Origin of the sequence: Paraburkholderia sp. RL17-373-BIF-A, from assembly GCF_046030175.1 — a bacterium.
In the GTDB taxonomy this organism is placed as follows: Bacteria; Pseudomonadota; Gammaproteobacteria; order Burkholderiales; family Burkholderiaceae; genus Paraburkholderia.
Genome location: NZ_JARESO010000028.1, coordinates 52,603 through 73,776 on the forward strand (window position 1 = coordinate 52,603; position 21,174 = coordinate 73,776).

The following is a 21,174-nucleotide window of genomic DNA, read 5'->3' on the forward strand; positions in this document are numbered from 1 at the left end:
CGAAATTCAGATGAAGGATGTATCGATACCGTCTGGCAATGTACTGCTGGAAGGCATTCTCGCCATCCCCGCTGAATCGCACGGCGTGATCGCGTTCGCACATGGCAGCGGTAGCACCCGCTTCAGTCGTCGCAATCAGGACGTTGCCGCGGTACTTCAGCAGGCAGGGCTGGCGACCCTGCTGTTCGACCTGCTGACAGCGGAGGAAAATAGCCAGGATGTGGAAACGGGCCTCTACCGATTCAACATCCCCCTGCTCGCGCGACGCCTGATTGATGCGATCGACTGGCTCGCGGCGCTTCCGGCTACCGCTACGTTCGACGTCGGCCTGTTCGGCGCCAGCACCGGCGCAGGCGCAGCGCTGATTGCAGCAGCAGCGCGCCCGGCACGGGTGCGGGCCGTCGTGTCGCGTGGTGGCCGCCCAGACCTGGCCGACGATGCGCTCCCGCGCGTACGGGCGCCCACGTTGCTACTCGTCGGGGCGCTGGATACAGAGGTAATCGAACTGAACGAGACGGCTGCGCGCCGGCTCGCGTGCGAACATCGGATGGTCCTCGTGCCTCGCGCCACACACCTGTTTGAAGAGCCGGGCACGCTCGAGGAGGTCGCACGGCTCGCGGCGGCCTGGTTCTCGAACTATATACCTCAAGCCTAGGCTGGAAATAAATCACTCTTTCCAAAGCATCCTCATGACTGCACGCATGGCATGCCTCTTACGCGTTCGCAGCCAGCGAATCACCTTCTCGACTTCTTCGCTGTTGGCGAGTTGTTCAGCATGCTGCCGAAGCAGTGACTGGCTCACTGCGAGGTCATTGAGCCGGCCAAGCTCATCCTGCATCCGGATCAACCGTTTGATCACACCTTTGTCCCGGACTTCCAGAGCAGGCGCAAACAACTCGGTCAGGTAGCGCAATTTCTTGCCCGCGATACGCACCGCATGCAGCCCTGCATAATCAGCATGGCGATGTCGCAGCGACCATCGCACCTTCTTCCTAAGCCGTTTTCTGGCCACGGCAACACGTAGCCCGGCAAAATCCCCAAATTGCCGGCCGGCATCTCGCCGGGCCAATTGCTCGCTGGCGCCCGACAACGATTGCCCGAGCGTGTTCACGACCCCGGCGCATCTGATTTCCCGCAGGCTGTCGGATAACGCGTCAGCACGGCATTGGCGAACTGAATGCAAAAGCGATGTCAACTCCAGGGATGCGTGCCTGCTCGTTTCAAGGAGATCGTGTAGCACATCCCAGTTGCGCGTCCTACCCGCCATGTCCGCCAGCGATTTGAACAACGCTCGCTGACGCATGGCATTTTTCCTTGCCAGCAGTGGCTGGTAGGCCCACCAGAGCGAGCGCAGTCGGCGCAGTGAAACGCGAAGCTTGTGCAGGGTTTCGGGATCCGCTGCTGAATCGAGCGACTGCACATACAGCCCTATCTCCTCAATGATCGACGAAGCAAGACACAAGAAAGCGTCGGCTGCGGGCATTGCTGCGGTTACGGAACGGATATCCGCAGTGCCGGGGTCCGTCTTCGAATCCACATTGCAGGCAGGTCTCTGTTCCATGGTCGGCATCGAATGATAAGAAATGGCTGGCGGCTAACCAGCATGGTTAGGCTATCGAATTGGTCGCACACCCTTGCGCCTACTTTCCCGGACGTGTGAACTCGTGCAGGCGATGCCCGTGCATAGTGCTGACCATGCGTTCCCGGAGACGCTCGCGTCTAACGTACGCGACCACGAAATCGACGCCTGCTGCCAGTACAAACAAGCCTACGGCAGCGTCAATCATCATCTTTTCCATGAGTACCTCCCGTGTTTCCTGCCGCCAGGGGTTACAAGCTCTGCATTCGCGCGCAAACCCATGGGCGTGCCGAACCGGGGGCCTGCTTGATGCCGGAGAGGCCTGGTGACGCAAATGCTCTGAACCCTTGCGCCACCCGCCTTTCAGTTGATCAGCAAACGCTTCTGCGCCGAAGGTGTTATTCCGGCAACGTCAGCGATAGCACTCCATCCTAATACTGTGCTGCGGCTGTGGTTTTCGTTCACGTCGCTCGCAAGCGAGAACGTCCGACTGACTGCACCCGAGTAGCGTTCACAGCCAATAACCCAGTCAGCTTCCTTCAACTCCCCGTCACGCTCCACCGTGGCGTTGATCGAGAGAATCTTTCGTGGCCGAAGAAACTCAACGGTAAGCGGGCTCGGATGGGATGGATTGATTTGCATCAACTGAAGTGCAGCCCCAGACGTGCAAAAAAGCGCTGCCGTCTGCACTGGCATGGTTTCGTGTGTCCACGAGATCGACGGTCCGAACCCTTGGTGACATGCTGCGCGCTCGCTCACGACGGTCCAAGGTTGCCGCGGGTTGCTCGCACGGCTCACTCCCGCACCACCCAGGCTTCGCCAAACTTGATGTACGAGCGCTTCACCGCAGCCCAGCCGATTCGATGAGCTACCTCCTCGCGGCGCGAATCCCCCGAAGTGCGCCGCATAGGCATGATTGAAGGGATGTCCTGCGCATGCGCTGGCAAGTGGCCTTGCACTGGCGCAGGTAGATCTGAGTTGGAATTATAGGGCACAGCCCCTCCCCAAATATCAGTAGATCGCACTGACGCAAAGCCGTGCATAGCCGGTGCTACGAGCTCAGCGAATATCCGATCGAGCGCACTCCCACGCCAGGCTCGCCACCAGCTGCGCGCCGCGCAGACACGCATGCGCCGAAGCCGCTTTGCATGTCATGGTCGGTCGCGACGGTCCTTGAAAGTATCGTCTCCTGATACAGCTGACATCAGACCCTTGCAGGTCCGTCCTTATTCTTGCGCATGACGGTCGGGGCAATTCTTGTCAAGGATATGCCGTCAATAGTGTGGTGTCGGATATGAACAGCGCAGACTACCCAGCTCGAACTCGCCAACACCGATGCATTTAGCCTAAACGTTGCAATCCCTACGCGCGAACATCGCGACCTTTTGATGTGGATCAGCACCTCACGCATGGTCGCGTCGATGATGGATGACACGGCAGCAAAAACGGTCAATGGATTCCGCCGTGAACGAAGCTTTTGTGCTGTGGCCAATTTAGCCAGGAGGTTCTATGTCTGACGTCGTCAAGGTCATCGAGATTCTCGCCGAATCCCCCAAGAGTTGGGAAGATGCAGCGACAAAAGCAGTCAGCGTCGCGCAAAAGTCTTTGCGCGACGTCCGATCGCTCTATATCAAGGATATGTCGGCGGAAGTCGACAATGGCAAGATCGTCAACTACAGGATTACCGCCAAGCTGACTTTCAAGCTCGAATAGCCGCGCGCCTAGTTGGTCTCAATTCAACTGACAGGAGATGGCAATGAAGCCGCTCACGCGCCAGCAAACGACCCGGCTGCGCCATTTGCTGGACCAGCGGGAAGCGGCAACGCGTACCGCGCTCGCGCGCGAAGGTGCACAACGCAGCAACGAATCGTTCAGCGAACTCGCCACGCCAGTTGGTGATGAAGGAGAGCGCGCTTCCGCCCAGCAGGCAATGGACGAAAATCTGGCGATGACGGCTCACCTGGTGCGTGAACTCGGTGCTGTCGCGCAGGCACGCGTTCGCCTCGACGTGGGGAAGTACGGGGTCTGCGTCGATTGTCATCGGGATATCAGCTTCCCGCGTCTGCTCGCCTGTCCGACTGCGCAGCGTTGCGAGCATTGCCAGACGATCCACGACCGCACCTATGGACAGGAATCGCATCCGTCAATGTAGTCTGTAGCGTGGCGACAGGCACCTCTCTGCAGGCCCAGATCCGCATGATTGGAACGGCCGGGGGACGATGCGGTGTGATCCGAAAGTTTCCTATCCGCAAAGGCCCGCAGTCCCCCGCAGGTCACGGTGCTTTCGGCCGAGCCGGCGTCAGGTGCGCCTGACTTGCGAGACAACCATTGCGGTTGCGCCTTTCCCGGTCGACCGCTGAGCGTCGTGAGCACGTTGACCGAACTGGAGCCCGATCAACCCGAACTCGCAAAACAGCGCGCGTGACCTTTCGTGGCAGCACAAAGAAACGCGCACCGGCGGCGCCCGACGCATCCGAAGCAACGGTAAGCAGGAGACAGCATGTGGTACGCTTGGCTGGAAGCACAACGCAACCTGATGCAGATGCTCAGTGAGTGGGCGACACGCGCTCAAAGTGGCAGCGCACCGGCGCAATCGCGAGATTCACGGGTGGCCGCAGCCGGTTGGGACTGGATGTACCGTCTGATTCAACCGCCTCTGGAGCCGCCGCCTTTCGCTATTTCGACCATTCAGATCGCTGGCGAGGAAGTGCCAGTCGTCGAGCAGGTGGTCGATAGCACACCGTTTTGCGCACTGCGCAAGTTCACGCGCGCACTGCCCTCTGCCGCGTCGACAACTACGCTCCGCGCTCCGGTGGCTCCGGAGATATTTCTCTGCGCGCCGCTCGCCGGGCACCATGCCGTCATGTTGCGAGAAACCGTTGAAACGCTGCTGCAGGACGGCAACGTGTACGTCACCGACTGGGCCGACGCACGCGACGTGCCGGTTGCAGCAGGATCATTCGGACTCGACGACTACGTTCTCGCCATCCAGCGCTTTCTGCGCACTGCGGGCAGTACCGGCCTGCATGTCGTTGCGGTCTGCCAGGCAACCGGACCAACGCTTGCAGCGACTGCACTCTCGGCGAGCGCGGGCGAAGCGCCTCCGCGCAGCGTGACGCTGATGGGGGGACCCATCGACGCTCGTCTCAATCCGACCCGGGTCGACCGGTTTGCTCAAACCCATAGTCTCGACTGGTTTCGCACCACGGTAATCGACACAGTCCCGCCCCCCCACCCCGGCGCCGGACGCCGCGTGTATCCCGGCTTCATCCAGCATGCAGCGATCGTCGCCGCGCACCCCCATCGCCAATGGGCACTCGAATCCCGCTATTGGATGAGCCTGTGTTCGGGCGATGCGCAAGCGATCGCCCGTGATTTGCGGCGGCTCAACGAGTATGCCGCCGTACTCGACATGGCCGAAGACTACTTTGTCGACACGATCCGCGTGTCGTTTCAGGAACACCGGCTTGCCTGCGGAACCTGGAAGGTCGGCACGAATCCCGTCCGGCCGCAGGATCTCTCGTATGCGGCGTTGTGCACCGTTGAGGGCGCTCGCGATGACATCACCGGAGCCGGTCAAACCCATGCTGCGCAGACGCTCTGCAGCGCGGTCCCGGCGGCCCGGCGGCAAATGTTGACGGTCGCGGATTGCGACCACTATGACCTGTTCACCGGACCGAGATGGCAGGAGGTCATCCACCCCGCCTTAGCCGCCTTCTGGCGCGCTCCTGGCTAGCCGTGCTTACGCGCTCCGCAGACAATGATATGGCAGCAGATCGATATCAATGTCGCGAACGCGCCACCGCCGCGAGCGCTGCCTGATAGCCTCGCTCCTGCAACTGCTGCACGGTGGCCGCCGAAAAATCGTAGTCCCGCGCGAACGAGGTTGAGGCTCCCTCGCGCAACTCGATTCTTGAGAAGTGGATCGGCGCGCGGTTTCCCATCAAGCGAATGTAGTGCGGATTCTGGCGGATGCGGCGTGCCTCGAGCGGATCTACACGCCACAGAATGTCCTGAACCAGCTCGCTGAAGTCGTTTGCGTACTCCTCGAAACGCAGGTCGTTGCGCACGCGATCGGTGTAGACAATTTCGTCCCGCCTTAGCATAACTTCTAGGAGGTTGGCAGGCATCGCCCTCGTACCGGAAAACAGGTCGACCGCGAATACGCGCTTGCCGATTGAGCCGCATCGCTCGATCACGAGATCGAGCGGTGAATTGCTCACAATCCCGCCATCCCAATACTGCTTGCCGTCGACCGTCGTCCAGGGCAGACCGGGCGGCAGACTTCCACTGGCGAGCAGATGCTGCGGCGTCAGCCGGTCGACGTAACTGTCGAAAATGCGCCGCTCCCCGGTTGCCACGTCCACTGCGCTCAGCAACAGGCGCACCCGACTTTTACCGAGCGCCTCGAAATCCACGTAGCGTGTGATCAACCGGGTGATCGGCGTCGGGTCGTAGAGACTGGTCCACCACGGAATGAGTGCGTCCCGGCCAGGCAGCGCGTTCCACCAGCGCGGCTGGAAAAAGTTGGGCACGCCCATGCACAGCACGTACCATGACAACAGCGCCTGATGAACGCATGGATCAGGCGTGGCCGGCAGGGAGATCGAGAGTTCGCGCCAGAACTCGGCAAGGGGCGCCGCCGCATGTCCCGGATGGCTCGCCACGATGGCGCCGTTGAACGCGCCGATCGACACCGCCGCCACCACATCCGGATGCACCCCGCGCTCTTCGAGCGCGCGCACCGCACCGCATTCGAACGCGCCGAGTGCGCCCCCGCCCTGCAGGATCAGCACGGTCTGCGACGGAAGCGTATCGAGCAGGAAACCCTCATCGTGCAGGCGCGCCTTCGACGCATGCAGATTGACCCGCCGCCTGATCAGTTCTTCGGCTGCCGCGGTTTCTTCCGCGGTGCGGCCCACCGAGAACATTGCCTGCAGCACGTCGTTTTTCAGATAGAGCAGCGAGTAGCAGTGTGAATCAAGCGTTCCCCGCTCGACCGTCTGCGTGATGTCTTCCGCGCGGCCGAGGAAATTGTATGAAATATCGAACACGTCGCCATAGAACATCGACACGTCCTGGTACGGAAAACTGCCGCCCACCATATTCCGCGCGACGAGCCGTCCCTGCCGGATCGCGTTGTCCCAATGCTCGATTCGCCGGCGCACGCCGAAGACCGGATCCGGAAAGCTCGCTACATCGCCGGCGGCGAACACGTCGGGGTCACTCGTGCGCAAGAACTCGTCCACCACAATACCGTCTTCGAGCACGAGGCCGCTGCCGCGCAGAAACTCGCAGTTCGGCGTGACTCCGATCGCCACCACCACGAGGTCGCATTCCATCGATTCGCCGCGGTCGGTCACGACCGCTTCGACGGCGGCGCTCCCCACGAACTCGCGAATGTTCCGATCGAGCAGCACGTCGATGCCCCGCTCAGCGCATCGACGCATGAAGTAGTCTGACAGGATTTGCGTGCCTAACAGCGGCAAAACCCTCCGCCCACGCTCGATCACCGTGACGGTCAACCCTAACGCCCGAAGAGATGCCGCCACCTCCAGTCCGACAAAACTCGCACCGAGTACCACGGCGCGCCCGGCACCTGTGGCAGCTTCGCGAATCGCCGCAGCGTCGGCGACGCTATGCAGACAATGGACCCCGCGCAGCGTCGCGTTCGGCAAATCCGGCACACGCGCGGACGCTCCGGTGGCGATCAGCAACTTACGGTAGTGGAATGCGCGCGCGTCGGAGGAGTGCACCGTGTGGGCGGCGAGGTTGACGCTGACGGCGCGCGCGCCGAGGAGAAGCTCGATGTGGCGCTCCGCGTAGAACCCCGGCGCATGAATTGCCATCTGCGATGCGTCGAGGGTGCCGCCGAGGAACCCTTTTGTCAGTTGCGGGCGCTGATAAGGCGCGAGCGTCTCGCTGCACAAGATCACAATGCTGGCCGCCGCGTCTTCTCTACGCAGCGCACGCGCCGCAGCTGCGCTGGTCGCGCCCCCACCAAGCAGCAGATAGTCGATATTGCGGGTCGTCATCCAGGATACTCCATGTGACTTTCAGCATTGCTCATTGCGGCCATCAAGCTCGTTCTGCGCGCTGGCTAGCCGTTTGACAACTCCGATGGCGAACCCTCAAAGGCGGGTACAAAGAACGCTTTGAGGCAGCGCGGCCTCTTGCGATCGACGGACAGTCGCGTCAAGTCCTGCCTGACCTGCATGCCGTTGTCGCAACCTCCATCGCCGCCGCCCTTTACGCCCGTGCCTGATTCCAACTTGCTCTGGATACTCAGTCCCGGCCAGCCGGCGAAGCTCGACAAACAGGACAACAACGTCAACCTGCTTCGAAACACGGCCACCGGCAGCACAGGCTTCGGGCCTACCGGTTGAGCGACTTCGACATCTTCAGCTCAATCCACCCCATGCCCTCACGCAAACCAGCGAGAACCGCTTCGCGTTCGGTCGGAAAAATGCTGCTGTGTTTGAATTCATGCTCAACCGGACCTTCTGGCGTGCTGTGGTGGATGTGGATCCGGCAGTCGAAGCCGCCAGCCGCCTGGTTCGTTTCTACCGAAACCGACCAGTCGCCTTCGCAAACATCACTCGATACGGTCATGACAAATACCTCGCTGCGTTACTGATTTCAATACGTCACGCCGGCTGGCCGCGGCCCGCGCAGCACGATATCGCCTGCATGACATCCATGCCTCGAGTCCGGCACTATTTAGCCAGGTCGATGCTGATTGCTAAGGAAGGTCTGCACAACGCGTTTTCAGAGCGCCGATCTCTTGCCACTTGGACCGAGTCAGCGATGAGAATCTGCCGACAGGTTGGTCGTCCGGCTTTTGAACCGCGACGCCCCTTGTTTGCTGAGACTTGTGGCCTCAATCTCCGAGCATTTCACGCTTTCCGCAAAGCCTTGCGTGCCATCCACAGGTTGCCCAGCGCAAATAGTGTCGTGATCTGGGCGGTGTTTTTCATCAAACCCCGGTACCGGGTCTTCGTGTAGCCAAACTGCTGTTTGAGGACTCGGAACGGATGTTCGACCTTGGCGCGGATGCCGGCCTTCAGACGTTCAATCTGATCGAATATCGCGTCCAGACGATCGTTCAGGTCCAGTTGTCTACGCCTGCCTGGCCGCATCGCGACATGCCAGCGAACCGCGTTTGCCTTGCAGCGCTTTTCGATACCCTGATATCCGGCGTCAGCGTACACATCCGTTTCCTGGCCGTGCAACAACGCTTCGGCCGCGTTGATGTCGTGAACGTTGGCCGCAGTACCGATGACGGTGTGCACCAGCCCCGACTCTGCGTCCACGCCGACATGCGCTTTCATCCCGAAGTACCACTGATTTCCCTTCTTCGTCTGGTGCATTTCCGGGTCTCGTGTACCAGAGCCGTTCTTCGTCGAGCTGGGTGCAGAGATCAAGGTAGCGTCGACCGCCGACCCTGTTTTAAGCATCAAGCCTTTCTCGCTCAGGATCTCATTGACCAGCGTGAGCATCTGCGCAGCCAGGCCGTGCGTTTCGAGCAGGTGGCGGAACGGAGAATCGTGCTCTCGTCCGGCAAACGCGTCATCCCCTCGTCCAGCCCCGCAAACTCACGATACAGTGGTACGTCATCAAGCGCCTCTTCCATCGCCGGGTCTGACAGACCAAACCACTGCTGCATGAAGTGGATCTGCAGCATCGTCGCAATCGGGAACGGTGGCCGTCCAGTCTTACCCTTCGGATAGTGCGGTTCGATCAACGCAATCAACCTCGACCATGGCACAACGCGCCTCATCTCGTCGAGAAATTCCCGTTTGCGTGTACGTTTTCGTTGACACATCCAGACCAAGCTGCGTCATCGAAGAACCCCTTAAACTTTCCTATCTACCAGGATAGTCCACCCGTACGTCGACGCCAGGACTTTTGCAGACCTTCCCTAATATTTGAATCGCCGACGCGCTGAACCCATCCGCGGCTCTCCGGCCTGCTGCGTCAATTGGCTTGCCACTTTCGTACCCAATCTCCTCGAATTCGCTGTCACCACACCCGTATTCACCTTGAGTGCCCATGTTGCCACCGCTTCTTACCGCCCGAGTGATGTGAATCAAGGTTTCATCGTAGTGTCGTGCTGCCATAAGTGGGCCGCTCCGCAAACAACGAGCTGGAAAGCAATTGCATATGTAAGCGAGGTGGTCGACGTCTCGATGGACGAATCCCATCATCACCATGACCGGGAATGTGGATGAACTGGGATAAAGCGCCCCATCAATACGCCGCCCTATTGCTCTGTGATGGTAGCCCCGCACATCTGGCGGTATGAAAGCGCAGGTATGGCGAACTCATCTGGAACCGGACCGGATCAAGACCCAGAGAGGAACGTGGCGCACGCAGTTTCCTTTCAATCTGGCGAGACAACGTCCCTGCGCGCCAAACGCACGAGCCGAAAAGTAACGTGCTGAACCCCAATCCTGAAACCGATAGTCCTTTGATCATCGTCAATGTGAAGAGGGTTAAGCGTGACACCCTCGATCATGGATGATGGAAATGCAGGCACACGAGAAGGCCATAGCCCCTATTCGTCAGATGATCAGATTCAATTTGGCTCACTGCTGCTCACATGGCATACGCATCGCGGGCGAAGCGATCGCCAGACCGATCTAACCAGGTCCATCGCATTTCGCCCGGAAGCCTGCGTCCGCAGCAAAGTATTCGTCTTCGTTCCAAAACATCCAATGCAAGGCCATTGCGTACCACCCAGCATGCAGTCGACACAATGGCGCCACCGCCGGTGTCTGAAGCCTGGGTCAATTCGAGTCGACATGTCGAACAATCAGGAGCTTAAAGTGAAAGTCAATGAGATCCATAGCCAGGGAACGGTCCACATTCCCATGACCTGCAACCTTCGGGAAGCTGCAATACAGATGCGCGAACAGCACGTCGGCGCACTGGTCATCACCGACAGAGGTGCGTCCGGTCGCATGATCGGCATTGTCACCGACCGGGACATCGTTCTGAAAGCGGTTGCATCAAGTGCATCGCCGGAATGCACGGCAGTCGCGGACGTCATGTCCACTAGCGTCGTAGCGATCAACGAGAATGCGGACGTCACCGTTGCGACGCAAACCATGTCCACTCACGGCGTACGCCGACTGGTCGTGACGCGCGACGGGCAGGAAATCGTCGGAATCCTCTCGCTGGATGATCTCATCGATGCAATTGCGCGCGATTGGGCCATGCTGGCGGGTATCGTGCGTTGCGAGCAGAATCGCGAACGGTCGGCAAGTGTGCAGACACCGCTTCATATGTGAACGCTTGCTCGACGATTGACGCGTTCGCGTCCAGCCACGTGATCATTGCACGCATTGCAGATAGTCGCGGTCTTCCATCGGACGACTGCGGATTTTTCGTCCGCTAGCATTGCACGTGGTTGACTACGATCAACAGGAGATCGCTCACGTGTATTAGGCTGAAACGGAACATGGACCGGTACCATGCTGCTGACCCAGTGCCGCCAGTGAATGCGGCCAACATAGCAGGAAATCTGGAGGTGGAAAGATGAAGACCGACAAGCAACTCAAGCTGGACGTCGAACAGGAATTGGAATGGGATCCTGCTGTCAATGCGGCGGGCATTGGTGTCGAAGTGCATGACCGTGTGGTTACGCTGGCAGGCCATCTTGCAAGCTATGCGGAAAAGATCTCAGCCGAAAAGGCTGCGCAGCGCGTCGAAGGCGTGAAAGCGGTGGTCGTTGAACTTGATGTTCGCGTGCCTCATGGTGATACCCGAACTGACGAGGAGATCGCCTCTTCTGTCCGATCGGTACTTCTATGGACAGTCGCCGTGCCAGAAAGCGCCCTTAAAGTGAGGGTCGAAAAAGGTGTGGTGACGCTCTCCGGCGAGGTGGAGTGGGGTTATCAAAGCAGTGCCGCGGAAGATGCCGTTTTCCGTCTGCGTGGCGTCATCGCGGTCATTAACAACATCAGTGTGCACACGCGCGTTGTACCGGGCGATATCGCTGCCAAAATCGAAGATGCGTTGAAGCGGCACGCGGAACAGGAAGCCAAGCACATTCAGGTATCCGTCAGCGATGGAACGGTAACCTTGTCCGGGAAAGTGAACACGTTTTCTGACAAGGCCATTGCACGCAATGCTGCATGGTCAGCGCCGGGCGTGCGTCAGGTGGTCGAGCGGTTGTCGGTTGGCTCGTGAGCGGCTTGCCTCGCTGGGGTTGATGAGTCGTCGATAGCACGAAGTTGCCACGCGCCGCGAAAGCGTCTTTCCTAACGCTCACCACAGACGCAACCCGCCTGGGCCTCGATGGAATCGGCCATCGGGGCAAGATGGGCTGCGAAGTCGGCGTTTCAACCTGGGCTCCTGCGCCGGGACGCGCGGGAACGCAAGTAGATCTGGCGGAAGTCACATCTGTCGGACCATGGAGCGCGAACTGGGAAGAATTCAAAGCAACGTTGATCGCGTCGTTCCAGCGCCTCGCACAATCCAGGACAGCAGTTCATCTGGAAGGAGTAACAGTCATGCGCATCACCTTTCCTCACACTACACCTGAGTATCGCGGCTCGAATCTGACCGTCGGATTTGATGCGCAGGTCGACGGCAAGAGCATTGATTGCGCGATTTCGGCGGAGGCGCTCGAAGACCATTTCGGCGCAGCGTCACCGTCCTCTACAGACCTGCTTGACGCGTTCAACCATCACCGCGCCGAAATTGAGAACACCGCGCGCAATCTTCTGCATGTGGTGGACACGAAGCAACTGCTACTGCACAGCGGTCACTTCCGGGTCAGCCTGAGTGGGCGCTCCGATTGCGTGTGAATGTGGATCATCGTCTCCTGATCTGGGTGTGGCTCGTCGCCATCCGGAGGCTCAAGTCAGGATGCTCAGAAACCAGCCAGCGCCGCTGTCCGCAAGCCTTCATCGCGAGGATGGTCGCTCAGTCTGAGCGGAAACGGCACGAGCCCGCGAACCGCCGGCGAACGCTTCTTCAAATGCGATAGTAAACTCCCTCAGATGATCATGCGGAAGCCGACCGATACCCGCTGCAGCCTCCCGCCCTCCTCCGGTTGCGAACCGCATGCACAGGTCAGCGGCGCCGTAAGGGTTGGCCAGTGGCGCGCGCACGCTCACCGTGTAATCTCCCTGAGCGGTCTGGCTCAGAACGGCGTAGGCACGATCAGGAAAGCTGGTCGCCAGGAAGTTGCCGAAAGCGCCGCGCACCCTTCGTGCCCATGGCTCATTCGGCAATACATAGATTGCTCCGGACATGAGAGTAGCATGCGGCGGCAGTCTCTGGGCCAGGTCCATGTCCTGGCGTCGCGCGTCGTGGAGCGCCTGCGCAATCGGCTCGTTCGCCGTGAAATTGAACGGATCGGAATAAGGGAGCAAAATTTCGTAAAGCTTGGCGGGTGGGATCAACAGATCCGTCTCAGTGTCCCCATAGGCGTTGTAATTGATCGACTCTCCGAGTTCACGCAACTGTTCGACCTGCTCAGGCTGGAGCATGCGGCTCTCAGCAAGCGTTCGGGCCGCATGCGAGAGGTTGTCGCCATAGGCGCCGACGATCGCCCAGAGCCGGTGTTGCCCTCCCACATGACGGTCCACGAGCAGGCTTGTACAAACTTCAGGCGTCGTATCGATGTATGGCCGCAGGTTCGGATGTTCAGGAATTGCTCCGGAAAAGTGATGATCGAAGTACTCCACTTCGACTCCCTGTCGAAGCAACGCGAGCAACGCGGCCCGATTGGAGTCCAGTGAGATGTCCAGCACGGTCACAGAGATGCCTGACCTGACTGGAACACGGGCGAGCAGTTGTACGTCGCGCTTGACACCTGTGATCAGCAAGGACCTCAGTGGCTTCGTCAATCGCAGCTGATGCAACGCGCAGATTCCGTCGGCATCACCGTTAAACACATCGAAATGTTTCATGCCCTGTCACCCACCATGAACGGAGCGTTACCAAACCATGACTGATTCTGACCTGCTGCTGTTCGCACTCGATGCTACGCGTGCGTTTGGCGAAAGCGTGAGCCGCCAGTTGGGCGTTGCATTGAGTCCGCACGAAGAGCGAGCCTTTGAGGACGGCGAGCACAAAGCCCGCCCGCTCGTCAATGTGCGAGGGCGAGACGTCTTTGTCGTGCAATCGCTGCATGGAGATGACAGTCAAACCGTCAATGACAAGCTTTGCAGACTGCTCTTTTTCATTGGCGGACTCAGGGACGCCTCCGCGGCATGCGTGACTGCGATCGTTCCTTATCTCGGCTACGCACGCAAGGACCAGAAATCGCAAATCCGCGACCCGGTCACCACGCGCTACGTCGCTGCGATGTTTGAGGCTGTCGGTACCGACCGGCTCGTTACGATGGACGTACACAATCTCGCCGCCTACCAGAATGCCTTTCGCTGCCGCACCGATCATCTGCAGGCTACCGGGCTGTTTGCAGCCTATTTCGTACCGCTCGTGGGCGATCATGAGGTCGTCGCCGTGGCACCCGACGCCGGTGGCATCAAACGATCTGAAAAATTCCGGCTGCGCCTGAGCCACGACCTTGGCCGGCCAGTTGCCACCGCGTTTGCCGAGAAGCACCGCAGCCAGGGGGTTGTGAGCGGGAATCTGATCGTTGGGGACGTGCAGGGCAAATGCGCGATCATCGTGGACGACCTGATCAGCACGGGCACGACGATTGCCCGCACGGTGAAGGCCTGCCGCGCCCTTGGCGCTACACAGATCCATGCTGCGGCATCGCATGGCCTGTTCGTGGGCGATGCGCCGCAAGTACTCGCCGATGACGCGCTGACGCAGATCGTGGTCACTGACACGGTACCGCCGTTCCGGCTGCCGGCTGGCAAGGTCAGGGACAAACTGGTCGTTCTGGATGGTGCGACCTTGTTCGCAGAAGCAATCAGGCGCATCCATACCGGGGGCTCGATCAGCGAACTGCTGGAAACCTGACGTCCCCGCCTTGAAACGCGTTCTCCGCAGCGTGTAAGTGTCGCTGCGCCAATTGCAGGTATTGCTGCGTCCGGTCCAGCCATTTCGGAGAATCACGGAATGCCTCCTCCCGCAGATGCCACGCGGCAACTTTTGCACGCACCCCGGCCCGATAGCTCTGGTAAAAATGAACGAGCGCAGCGACTGGCCTGTCTCCTGTGACCGCACCGTACGCTTCCAGCAACACCTGACCGAATTCCGGTGCGCCTAGCCGCTCACATTCGAGCGCGAGAAAGCCCAGCTCATCGGCTGTATCGAGCGTACGGTACTCGGGCGAGAACTCGAGACAATCGATAATCGCAAGCGGTGGCGCGAGACAAACGTGTTCAGGTCGCAGGTCGCCATGCCCCTCGATAATCCTACCTTCGTGCACGCGCTGGTCGAAGCTATCCGGATTGCGCTCCAGCAGCTCACGTTGTGCAACGCATAGCGAGCGCACCTGCCCGACGGATAGCGCAAACGTAGGATCACACAGCTCGCGCTCACACTCATCAATTCCTTGCCGCAAGCGACGCCGATATTCGACAGGCGTGATGGGGGCAGGAGGCAGCGTCATGTGGAATTCGCCCAAACGCTTTGCCACTGCACGGGCGTCGTCGGTACCCACACTGCCGTGTGTAATGGCGCAGTCAAGCATGCGGTCCGCGGGAAGCCTGCGCATCTTCACGAGCCAGTCAGTGACCGCTCCCTCTCCCCCAAGCTGGATGGTCCCGTTGGCAGTCTCGACCAGCGGCACGACGTCGAGGTAAACAGACTCCGCAAGACGGCGGTTCAGCCGCAATTCTTCGGCGCAATAGAACCGCCGTGCCTCAAGCGTTGTGAAATCCAGGCGATCGTACCGCACGGGTTTCTTGAGCTTGTAAACATATTGATCGGTGAGAAAAACCCATGACATGTGAGTTTCGATCACATCAACCGCGGGCGGCTGCCCGGGATACGTCGCCGCCTTGCGGAGTTGCGCCACCTTGGCCGCAGTCGGGATTGCCTCACAGAACATCGCGTCCGCCTATCCCATTCCCCGAATTCCGGCTGGAGCGCAAGCCGGCATCCACGCTCCGCGCCAGAGCCTTCAGGGGTTCGCACACGATGACCGCGTACGGTTCCGACGGAGTCAGGCTACGCATCCGTTCGGGCAAGGCATCCAGCTGGCCGCGAGCATACGTCCGACTTTCCATCAGGGTTGGAGACGGCGATGTACGGATCCCCGCTACCATCACGGGCTGCAACATTGCAACTCCCCCGCGCGCGTCGTTATCGACGGTCAGCTCGTCATGGGTCATGATGCCGTTTTCATCGTAGTGCCGGTATACCTGCTTGCGGCCCGGCCATGTGGCTTTTCCCTCCGAACGCTTACGGCGCGGTTGTCCGTCGTATTCCGTCAGCTTGTATGCGCAGTCGAGATAAGGCGCATCCGACGATGTGTTCATTCGCGTTCCCACGCCGGACCCGTCTATGGGCGCCCCGGCCTTCAACAACTCAAGCAGCCTGAATTCGTCGAGATTGCCGCTCGCGAAGATCGTGAGGTGTTGCAGACCGCCGGCATCCAGAATCGCGCGAACCCGCCGCGCGTGCTCCGCGAACTCTCCACTGTCGATGCGCACCGCCTTGATCGCGATGCCGTCCCGCTGCAGCCTCGCCGCAACGCTCACCACCTTGTGCGCGGCGGCTTCCGTATCGTAGGTGTCGATCAGGAGCGTCGCATTCTCCGGTTGCGAGCGTGCAAAATGTTCGAAAGCGTCAGCTTCGTCGGCGTGCGCCTGAACGTACGAATGCGCCATCGTGCCGAATAGCGGGATGCCAAAGCGGCTACCGGCCAGCACCGTCGCAGTGCCGGAAAAGCCCGCAAGGTAGCTCGCCCGGGCCGACAGCATGCCAGCTTCGGCCCCATGCGCGCGCCGCAGCCCGAAGTCGACCAGCGATTTATCTGGCGATGCCAGTACGACGCGGGCCGCCTTGCTCGCCACCACCGTCTCGTAATGCAACAGATTCATCACCCGGCTTTCGACGAGTTGCGCTTCGCGTATCGGCGCGGAAATCCGCAATATCGGCTCATCCGTGAAAAACGCGGGGCCCTCCGGCATCGCGTAGACATCCCCTGTGAAACGCAAACCCTCCAGCGATTTCAGAAAGTCATGCTTGAAGCGCCTCATGCCTGCGAGAAGGGAGATGTCATCCGTCGAGAATTGCAGTCCATCAAGATAGTCGAGCACCTGCGCAAGTCCGGCTGCAAGCAGAAAGTTACGTTGCTGGGGGAGCCTGCTAACAAAAAATTCGAACGTGGCAGTGTTGTTCATGTCACAGTCGAAGTACGCGTGTAGCATCGTCAGTTCGTACAGATCGGTGAGCAGCACGCTGGCAAGCGGCTCAGTCATGGTGGTATTCACAGGTCTTCATGTCGGTTCCGCGGCACAGAGCGTGCGCGCGAGTAGCGGTCGCAACTCCGCAAGCGATCTGGTATTAAGTACGTCGGCTTTCTCCAGCCAGCCACGACGGGCCTGACCGATTCCGTAACGCAGGTTGCCAAACTCCAGGCGACTGTGCGCATCCGAATTAATCGCGACCAGAACGCCCTCTCCCTTAGCCATCTGGCAGTAAGTATCAAGCAGATCGAGCCGCTCGGGATGCGCGTTCAACTCCAGATAGCAACCGCGCGCCCGCGCCTTGCGGATAACTCGCAGCAGGTCGATGTCGTACGGCTCCCGCTCACCGATCAGGCGTCCGGTGGGATGGGCAAGGATGCTGAAATACGGATGATCCATCGCGCGCAATACGCGCTCGGTCTGCCTCGCACGAGATAAATCAAAGCGGCTATGAATCGCGCCTACCACAATGTCCAGACGGGCAAGGATGGAATCCGGCAAGTCGAGACTGCCGTCTTCGAGTATGTCGACTTCGATCCCCTTGAGCAGCGTAATGCCTCCCAGTGCCGCGTTCAGCCGGTCGATCTCATCGATCTGTTTCGCGAGGCGTACCGCGTCGAGTCCATGTGCCATCGCAAGCCGCTGCGAGTGCTCGGTAATCGCGAGATAACTCAGTCCGCACTGCCGCGCGGAAAGTGCCATGTCACGCAGGCTGTCGTGGCCGTCTGTTGCTTTCGTATGGGCGTGCAGATCACCGCGCAGGTCACCAAGTTCGATCAAGGTCGGCAAATGTCCCGTACGCGCGGCCTCCACCTCACCGCGATCTTCGCGCAATTCCGGTGGGACCCACACGAGCCCAATCGACTGATAGACGGATTCTTCCGTCTCTCCGGCGATGCGCTGGGCACCCCGGAATACACCGTACTCGTTGATCTTGAGCCCCTGGGCCTGAGCAATGCGCCGCAGCGCAATATTGTGCGCCTTCGACCCCGTCAAGTAGACCAGCGCCGCACCGACGCTCTGCCGCGCAACCACACGCAGATCGACCTGTATGCCACAACGCAGAACCACGCTCGAGCGGGTCGCACCACTCGCAAGCACCGTTTTCACTTCTTCATAGTGCGTGAAGCGCCGTGTCGCCTTGGCGCTGTCGCGTGCCACGACAATGACATCGAGATCGCCGACGGTATCCCGCATGCGACGAAAACTACCTGCGGCGAGTACCGCTTCTACGCCTGGCACGGCCCGCAGGTATTCAAGCAGAGGCTCGGCGTACTGTGCGGCCACACCCAGCCTGAAGCGTCGCGATTTGTTCAGACGCGCCTCGATGTTATCGATGATGCGCTCCTCGGTTTTTTCACCAAAACCGGGCAGCAGGCGGATTCGCCCCTGCCTTGCAGCGTGATCGAGTTCTTCCAGCGTCTGTATATCGAGTGCCTCGTGCAACGCACGAACCCGCTTCGGGCCCAGCCCCGGAATCTGTAGCAACTCCGTGATATCCGGAGGCAACGCCTTGCGCAGACGCTGAAGCAGCGCGCACGTCCCACCGCCGGTGATCTCCTGGATCTTTGCCGCGAGATCGTCACCGATGCCGGGAATGATTTTCAGGTCTTCGCCCTGCGCGATCATGGTTTGCACACTGCGTCCCAGTTCGCCCACTGACCGTGCCGCATTACGGTACGCGCGCACGCGGAACGGGTTCTCGCCCTGAATCTCAAGCAATTCGGCGATTTCGTTGAATACGGCCGCGACGTCTGCGTTGTGGACCGGCATGTTCCCTCAGGTGACTGGTTGTACTTTCGTTGAACTTTCGCGGGCGAGTCATGTGCCCTGCCAGTTTGTCGTCCGCATCGACGTCCGTTGACAACGCCCCAATTCACTCTATTCCGCGAATCATCCTCCCTGTTGACCTGGGTCAACCCTCTCGCTCACGGGCTATCGAGGTTATTCGAAGGCGTCAGAACGGCACACTCCATGCGTCGCATCGCGGTTCGAATTCCAATAGCGCCCGATTGCGCGCCCCGGCAGAAATCGATTGCGACGAACGCATTGCGCGGGCAGGAACGCAGACATGATGAGGCTATATCGCATTCGATCCGTGGGGCCGTCCGGTAGCCTTGACACACATCAATCTGTCATCGCGAACGAACCCTATGCTCGATCCATAGCGATACGAATCAGGTGCTGGAGGAAATATGTTGAGGAATACCGTACTCGTTGCTCTTTTAATGCTGCCAGGCGCATTCCTCATTCTCGGACTGGCGTGTCTTCATCCACGCCTTCGCAAGGAGATAGTTCGCCTCGGCGGGCTGTCCAGTCCATTGGCAAAAGCGGGTCGCGCGTACACAGGAATTCGGACAAGGCTGCTGTTGCATCCGGGGCGTCCAGCCGGGACGCCGCGAAGCCAACCAGGCTGGATAGGGACACGCGGTCCTTGAATGCGCAGACCTTTTTGTCCGCGCGTCTCCCCCATCCGGCAACGTTTCGATCGATCATGAAGTGCCCAAAAACAGTGGACACCCCCCCGTCCCAGCCGCCTGTCGCAGCTATCGATGCCAGAAGCGTTCGAACATTGCCCGAAATGTTCGAGACTGCCTGCATGCGTTACGCCGGACGCCCCGCATTCAGTTCGTTTAATCACACGCTCGAATACCGGGACGTCGCGCGATATGTGCACCGCTTCTCCGCCTTTCTGGTCAACGAATTCAAACTTGAGCCGTTCGAGCGCGTGGCACTCATCTTGCCGAACGGCTTACCCTATGTTGTCGCCTTCTATGGCGTGCTCGACGCCGGGCTCGTCGTCGTCAACGTCAACCCGCTGGCCACTGTCCGTGAGATTCAGATCCAGCTCGCCACGGCGGCAGTTTCAGCGATGGTCGTATTGGAGAATTTTGCCTTCAAACTGGATGAAATCCTCAATGAGAAGCAGGCGAAATCGGTTGTATCGGTCGCGGTGGGCGACCTGCTTCCGCTGCCGAGGCGCGTAGCAATTGATTTCGTGCAGCGCGTGGTGCGCGACTCGATTCCGCCAGCCAAAAGGGAATACTGGACATTCGGTGCCGCGTTGTCGCACCAGTATTCGAACGGGCGAAACCACACCCGCCCCTGTCTCGACGATGTTGCGCTGCTGCAATACACCGGAGGAACGACAGGCACACCGAAGTGCGCGATGCTCACGCATCGAAACCTTAGCTCGAACGTCGCACAGATCCGTGCGTGGCTTGGCGAGCCGTTTTGTTCCGCGCCTCAGACCATTGTCACGCCACTGCCGCTTTTTCATATATTCGCGCTGACCGCTAGTCTGCTGACGTTTATTGAAATCGGCGGGCACAATCTGCTGGTGACCGATCCCCACGATCTTGCTGCGCTCGTCAGAACCTTGCGGCGCACACGACCCACCGCCCTGCTAGGTGTGAATACGCTGTTCAATGCCCTTCTCGCTGAACGACATTTCAATGCTGCGGACTGGTCACGCCTGCGTCTCGTCATCGGCGGCGGCGCAGCAATCCAGGCTTCAGTTGCAGATCGATGGCAGGCTGCAACGGGTGTGCCTATCATCCAAGGATACGGATTGACTGAAGCATCGCCAGTCGTCTGCGTCAATCCGATGGATGCAAAGCACTTTTCCGGATCAGTGGGGTATCCACTGCCTTCAACCGAAATTAGTATCCGAAACGACAACAACGCAGTGGCCGCCGCGGGTGTCATCGGCGAAGTCTGGGTCCGGGGTCCTCAGGTCATGCGCGGCTACTGGATGAACCCCGCCGAGACTGGAGAAGTCATCTCGCCCGAGGGCTGGCTTCGCACCGGGGACGTTGGTTACCTCACCTCCGCGCAGACGCTCGTCCTGGTGGATCGCAAGAAAGACGTGGTCATCGTGTCTGGTTTCAAGGTCTATCCCTCGGAAGTCGAAGCCATAGTGTCCGCGCTTGCGGGCGTGAGCGCCGCAGCGGTAGTCGGCGTGCCGGATCAACGGACCGGGCAAGCCGTGAAACTATTCGTCGTCCGGTCCTCTGCGGATCTTACGGCCGCTGCCGTGCTGGAGCACTGCCGGGCCACTCTAAGCGCCTTCAAGGTTCCCCGGTTCATCGAGTTCCGTGACACCTTGCCTCTGAACCAGCTCGGCAAGGTACTTCGCCGCGCGCTGATTTGACGGAAATGACGTGCGATCGTGGAGGCGACGACTGAATTCCACCAACAGGCGCAACTCCGCGATTGACGACGATCAAGCGTTCTCCACCCCATCAC

The 21,174-nt window shown here is 59.8% G+C and carries 20 protein-coding genes; 9 read left to right on the forward strand and 11 right to left on the reverse strand.

Annotation, left to right across the window (positions count from 1 at the left end):
* Positions 1-4 precede the first annotated feature (4 nt).
* Positions 5-655 carry a dienelactone hydrolase family protein gene (locus P0D80_RS29435; RefSeq protein ID WP_408289085.1) on the forward strand — a complete coding sequence of 217 codons (651 nt, stop codon included), beginning with the start codon at positions 5-7 and terminating at the stop codon, positions 653-655.
* Positions 656-667: 12 nt separating this feature from the next.
* Here P0D80_RS29435 and P0D80_RS29440 read toward each other — a convergent pair whose 3' ends face one another.
* The 4 genes from P0D80_RS29440 to P0D80_RS29455 all read right to left on the reverse strand — a co-directional run bounded on the left by P0D80_RS29440 (position 668) and on the right by P0D80_RS29455 (position 2,709).
* Positions 668-1,561: a CHAD domain-containing protein gene (locus tag P0D80_RS29440; protein ID WP_408288888.1), complete on the reverse strand. Its 894-nt coding sequence runs from the start codon at positions 1,559-1,561 to the stop codon at positions 668-670.
* A 79-nt stretch (positions 1,562-1,640) separates the two neighbouring features.
* Positions 1,641-1,799 (reverse strand): hypothetical protein, encoded by a 159-nt coding sequence (locus P0D80_RS29445; protein ID WP_408288891.1) that lies wholly within the window; start codon positions 1,797-1,799, stop codon positions 1,641-1,643.
* Between the two features lie 143 nt (positions 1,800-1,942).
* Positions 1,943-2,275 carry an Hsp20/alpha crystallin family protein gene (locus P0D80_RS29450; protein WP_408288894.1) on the reverse strand — a complete coding sequence of 111 codons (333 nt, stop codon included), beginning with the start codon at positions 2,273-2,275 and terminating at the stop codon, positions 1,943-1,945.
* Positions 2,276-2,373: 98 nt separating this feature from the next.
* Complete coding sequence (locus tag P0D80_RS29455; protein WP_408288897.1) at positions 2,374-2,709, reverse strand: ChaB family protein; 336 nt, start codon at positions 2,707-2,709, stop codon at positions 2,374-2,376.
* 379 nt (positions 2,710-3,088) lie between these two features.
* Between P0D80_RS29455 and P0D80_RS29460 the strand changes: the two genes are divergently transcribed.
* The 3 genes from P0D80_RS29460 to phaZ all read left to right on the forward strand — a co-directional run bounded on the left by P0D80_RS29460 (position 3,089) and on the right by phaZ (position 5,315).
* Positions 3,089-3,292: a dodecin family protein gene (locus P0D80_RS29460; RefSeq protein WP_408288900.1), complete on the forward strand. Its 204-nt coding sequence runs from the start codon at positions 3,089-3,091 to the stop codon at positions 3,290-3,292.
* Between the two features lie 43 nt (positions 3,293-3,335).
* Positions 3,336-3,731: a TraR/DksA family transcriptional regulator gene (locus P0D80_RS29465; protein WP_408288903.1), complete on the forward strand. Its 396-nt coding sequence runs from the start codon at positions 3,336-3,338 to the stop codon at positions 3,729-3,731.
* 348 nt (positions 3,732-4,079) lie between these two features.
* The gene (phaZ, locus tag P0D80_RS29470; RefSeq protein ID WP_408288906.1) at positions 4,080-5,315 is read left to right on the forward strand and encodes a polyhydroxyalkanoate depolymerase; all 1,236 of its coding nucleotides are present in this window, start codon (positions 4,080-4,082) and stop codon (positions 5,313-5,315) included.
* 46 nt (positions 5,316-5,361) lie between these two features.
* On the opposite strand, the gene P0D80_RS29475 is transcribed toward phaZ, so the two are convergent.
* The 3 genes from P0D80_RS29475 to P0D80_RS29485 form a co-directional block, all read right to left on the reverse strand.
* Positions 5,362-7,614, reverse strand: coding sequence for an FAD-dependent oxidoreductase (locus P0D80_RS29475; RefSeq protein ID WP_408288909.1), 2,253 nt, complete (start codon positions 7,612-7,614; stop codon positions 5,362-5,364).
* Positions 7,615-7,954: 340 nt separating this feature from the next.
* Positions 7,955-8,191 carry a UDP-glucose 4-epimerase gene (locus tag P0D80_RS29480; RefSeq protein WP_408288912.1) on the reverse strand — a complete coding sequence of 79 codons (237 nt, stop codon included), beginning with the start codon at positions 8,189-8,191 and terminating at the stop codon, positions 7,955-7,957.
* A 284-nt stretch (positions 8,192-8,475) separates the two neighbouring features.
* Positions 8,476-9,404 (reverse strand): IS5 family transposase gene (locus P0D80_RS29485; protein WP_408288915.1). Its coding sequence is split into 2 segments (ribosomal slippage): positions 8,476-9,119 and positions 9,119-9,404, totalling 930 coding nucleotides; the frame shifts between segments, so codons are not numbered across the junction.
* A gap of 676 nt (positions 9,405-10,080) precedes the next feature.
* On the opposite strand from P0D80_RS29485, the gene P0D80_RS29490 reads away from it, so the two are divergent.
* The 3 genes from P0D80_RS29490 to P0D80_RS29500 all read left to right on the forward strand — a co-directional run bounded on the left by P0D80_RS29490 (position 10,081) and on the right by P0D80_RS29500 (position 12,393).
* Positions 10,081-10,872 (forward strand): CBS domain-containing protein, encoded by a 792-nt coding sequence (locus P0D80_RS29490; protein ID WP_408288918.1) that lies wholly within the window; start codon positions 10,081-10,083, stop codon positions 10,870-10,872.
* 247 nt (positions 10,873-11,119) lie between these two features.
* Positions 11,120-11,773, forward strand: a complete 654-nt coding sequence (locus P0D80_RS29495; RefSeq protein WP_408288921.1) for a BON domain-containing protein — start codon at positions 11,120-11,122, stop codon at positions 11,771-11,773.
* 44 nt (positions 11,774-11,817) lie between these two features.
* Positions 11,818-12,393 carry a DUF1488 family protein gene (locus P0D80_RS29500; RefSeq protein ID WP_408288924.1) on the forward strand — a complete coding sequence of 192 codons (576 nt, stop codon included), beginning with the start codon at positions 11,818-11,820 and terminating at the stop codon, positions 12,391-12,393.
* A 99-nt stretch (positions 12,394-12,492) separates the two neighbouring features.
* On the opposite strand, the gene P0D80_RS29505 is transcribed toward P0D80_RS29500, so the two are convergent.
* On the reverse strand, positions 12,493-13,503 hold the full coding sequence (locus tag P0D80_RS29505; protein ID WP_408288929.1) for an acetyltransferase: 1,011 nt from the start codon (positions 13,501-13,503) through the stop codon (positions 12,493-12,495).
* A 37-nt stretch (positions 13,504-13,540) separates the two neighbouring features.
* Between P0D80_RS29505 and P0D80_RS29510 the strand changes: the two genes are divergently transcribed.
* Entirely contained in the window at positions 13,541-14,527 is a 987-nt protein-coding gene (locus tag P0D80_RS29510) for a ribose-phosphate diphosphokinase (RefSeq protein WP_408288933.1), read from the forward strand.
* Here P0D80_RS29510 and P0D80_RS29515 read toward each other — a convergent pair.
* Genes P0D80_RS29515 through polX form a run of 3 tightly spaced genes read right to left on the reverse strand, consistent with a single transcriptional unit; the run spans position 14,505 to position 18,699 of the window.
* Positions 14,505-15,563 (reverse strand): hypothetical protein, encoded by a 1,059-nt coding sequence (locus P0D80_RS29515; protein WP_408288936.1) that lies wholly within the window; start codon positions 15,561-15,563, stop codon positions 14,505-14,507. The two genes, P0D80_RS29510 and P0D80_RS29515, sit on opposite strands and share 23 nt — an antisense overlap.
* On the reverse strand, positions 15,553-16,938 hold the full coding sequence (locus P0D80_RS29520) for a nicotinate phosphoribosyltransferase (protein WP_408288940.1): 1,386 nt from the start codon (positions 16,936-16,938) through the stop codon (positions 15,553-15,555). The genes P0D80_RS29515 and P0D80_RS29520 overlap by 11 nt, the downstream gene beginning before the upstream one ends.
* Positions 16,939-16,956: 18 nt before the next feature.
* Entirely contained in the window at positions 16,957-18,699 is a 1,743-nt protein-coding gene (gene polX / locus P0D80_RS29525; protein ID WP_408288943.1) for a DNA polymerase/3'-5' exonuclease PolX, read from the reverse strand.
* Positions 18,700-19,507: 808 nt separating this feature from the next.
* Between polX and P0D80_RS29530 the strand changes: the two genes are divergently transcribed.
* On the forward strand, positions 19,508-21,079 hold the full coding sequence (locus P0D80_RS29530; protein ID WP_408288946.1) for an AMP-binding protein: 1,572 nt from the start codon (positions 19,508-19,510) through the stop codon (positions 21,077-21,079).
* Positions 21,080-21,174: the final 95 nt, after the last annotated feature.

Coding starts and splice junctions, on each gene's coding strand:
- P0D80_RS29515 (WP_408288936.1), bottom strand. CDS start 15,563: ATGTTCTGTGAGGCAATCCCGACTGCGGCCAAGGTGGCGCAACTCCGC.
- P0D80_RS29505 (WP_408288929.1), bottom strand. CDS start 13,503: ATGAAACATTTCGATGTGTTTAACGGTGATGCCGACGGAATCTGCGCG.
- P0D80_RS29475 (WP_408288909.1), bottom strand. CDS start 7,614: ATGACGACCCGCAATATCGACTATCTGCTGCTTGGTGGGGGCGCGACC.
- P0D80_RS29510 (WP_408288933.1), top strand. CDS start 13,541: ATGACTGATTCTGACCTGCTGCTGTTCGCACTCGATGCTACGCGTGCG.
- P0D80_RS29450 (WP_408288894.1), bottom strand. CDS start 2,275: ATGCCAGTGCAGACGGCAGCGCTTTTTTGCACGTCTGGGGCTGCACTT.
- P0D80_RS29530 (WP_408288946.1), top strand. CDS start 19,508: ATGTTCGAGACTGCCTGCATGCGTTACGCCGGACGCCCCGCATTCAGT.
- P0D80_RS29495 (WP_408288921.1), top strand. CDS start 11,120: ATGAAGACCGACAAGCAACTCAAGCTGGACGTCGAACAGGAATTGGAA.
- P0D80_RS29455 (WP_408288897.1), bottom strand. CDS start 2,709: ATGCGTGTCTGCGCGGCGCGCAGCTGGTGGCGAGCCTGGCGTGGGAGT.
- polX (WP_408288943.1), bottom strand. CDS start 18,699: ATGCCGGTCCACAACGCAGACGTCGCGGCCGTATTCAACGAAATCGCC.
- P0D80_RS29520 (WP_408288940.1), bottom strand. CDS start 16,938: ATGACTGAGCCGCTTGCCAGCGTGCTGCTCACCGATCTGTACGAACTG.
- phaZ (WP_408288906.1), top strand. CDS start 4,080: ATGTGGTACGCTTGGCTGGAAGCACAACGCAACCTGATGCAGATGCTC.
- P0D80_RS29465 (WP_408288903.1), top strand. CDS start 3,336: ATGAAGCCGCTCACGCGCCAGCAAACGACCCGGCTGCGCCATTTGCTG.
- P0D80_RS29480 (WP_408288912.1), bottom strand. CDS start 8,191: ATGACCGTATCGAGTGATGTTTGCGAAGGCGACTGGTCGGTTTCGGTA.
- P0D80_RS29460 (WP_408288900.1), top strand. CDS start 3,089: ATGTCTGACGTCGTCAAGGTCATCGAGATTCTCGCCGAATCCCCCAAG.
- P0D80_RS29440 (WP_408288888.1), bottom strand. CDS start 1,561: ATGGAACAGAGACCTGCCTGCAATGTGGATTCGAAGACGGACCCCGGC.
- P0D80_RS29445 (WP_408288891.1), bottom strand. CDS start 1,799: ATGGAAAAGATGATGATTGACGCTGCCGTAGGCTTGTTTGTACTGGCA.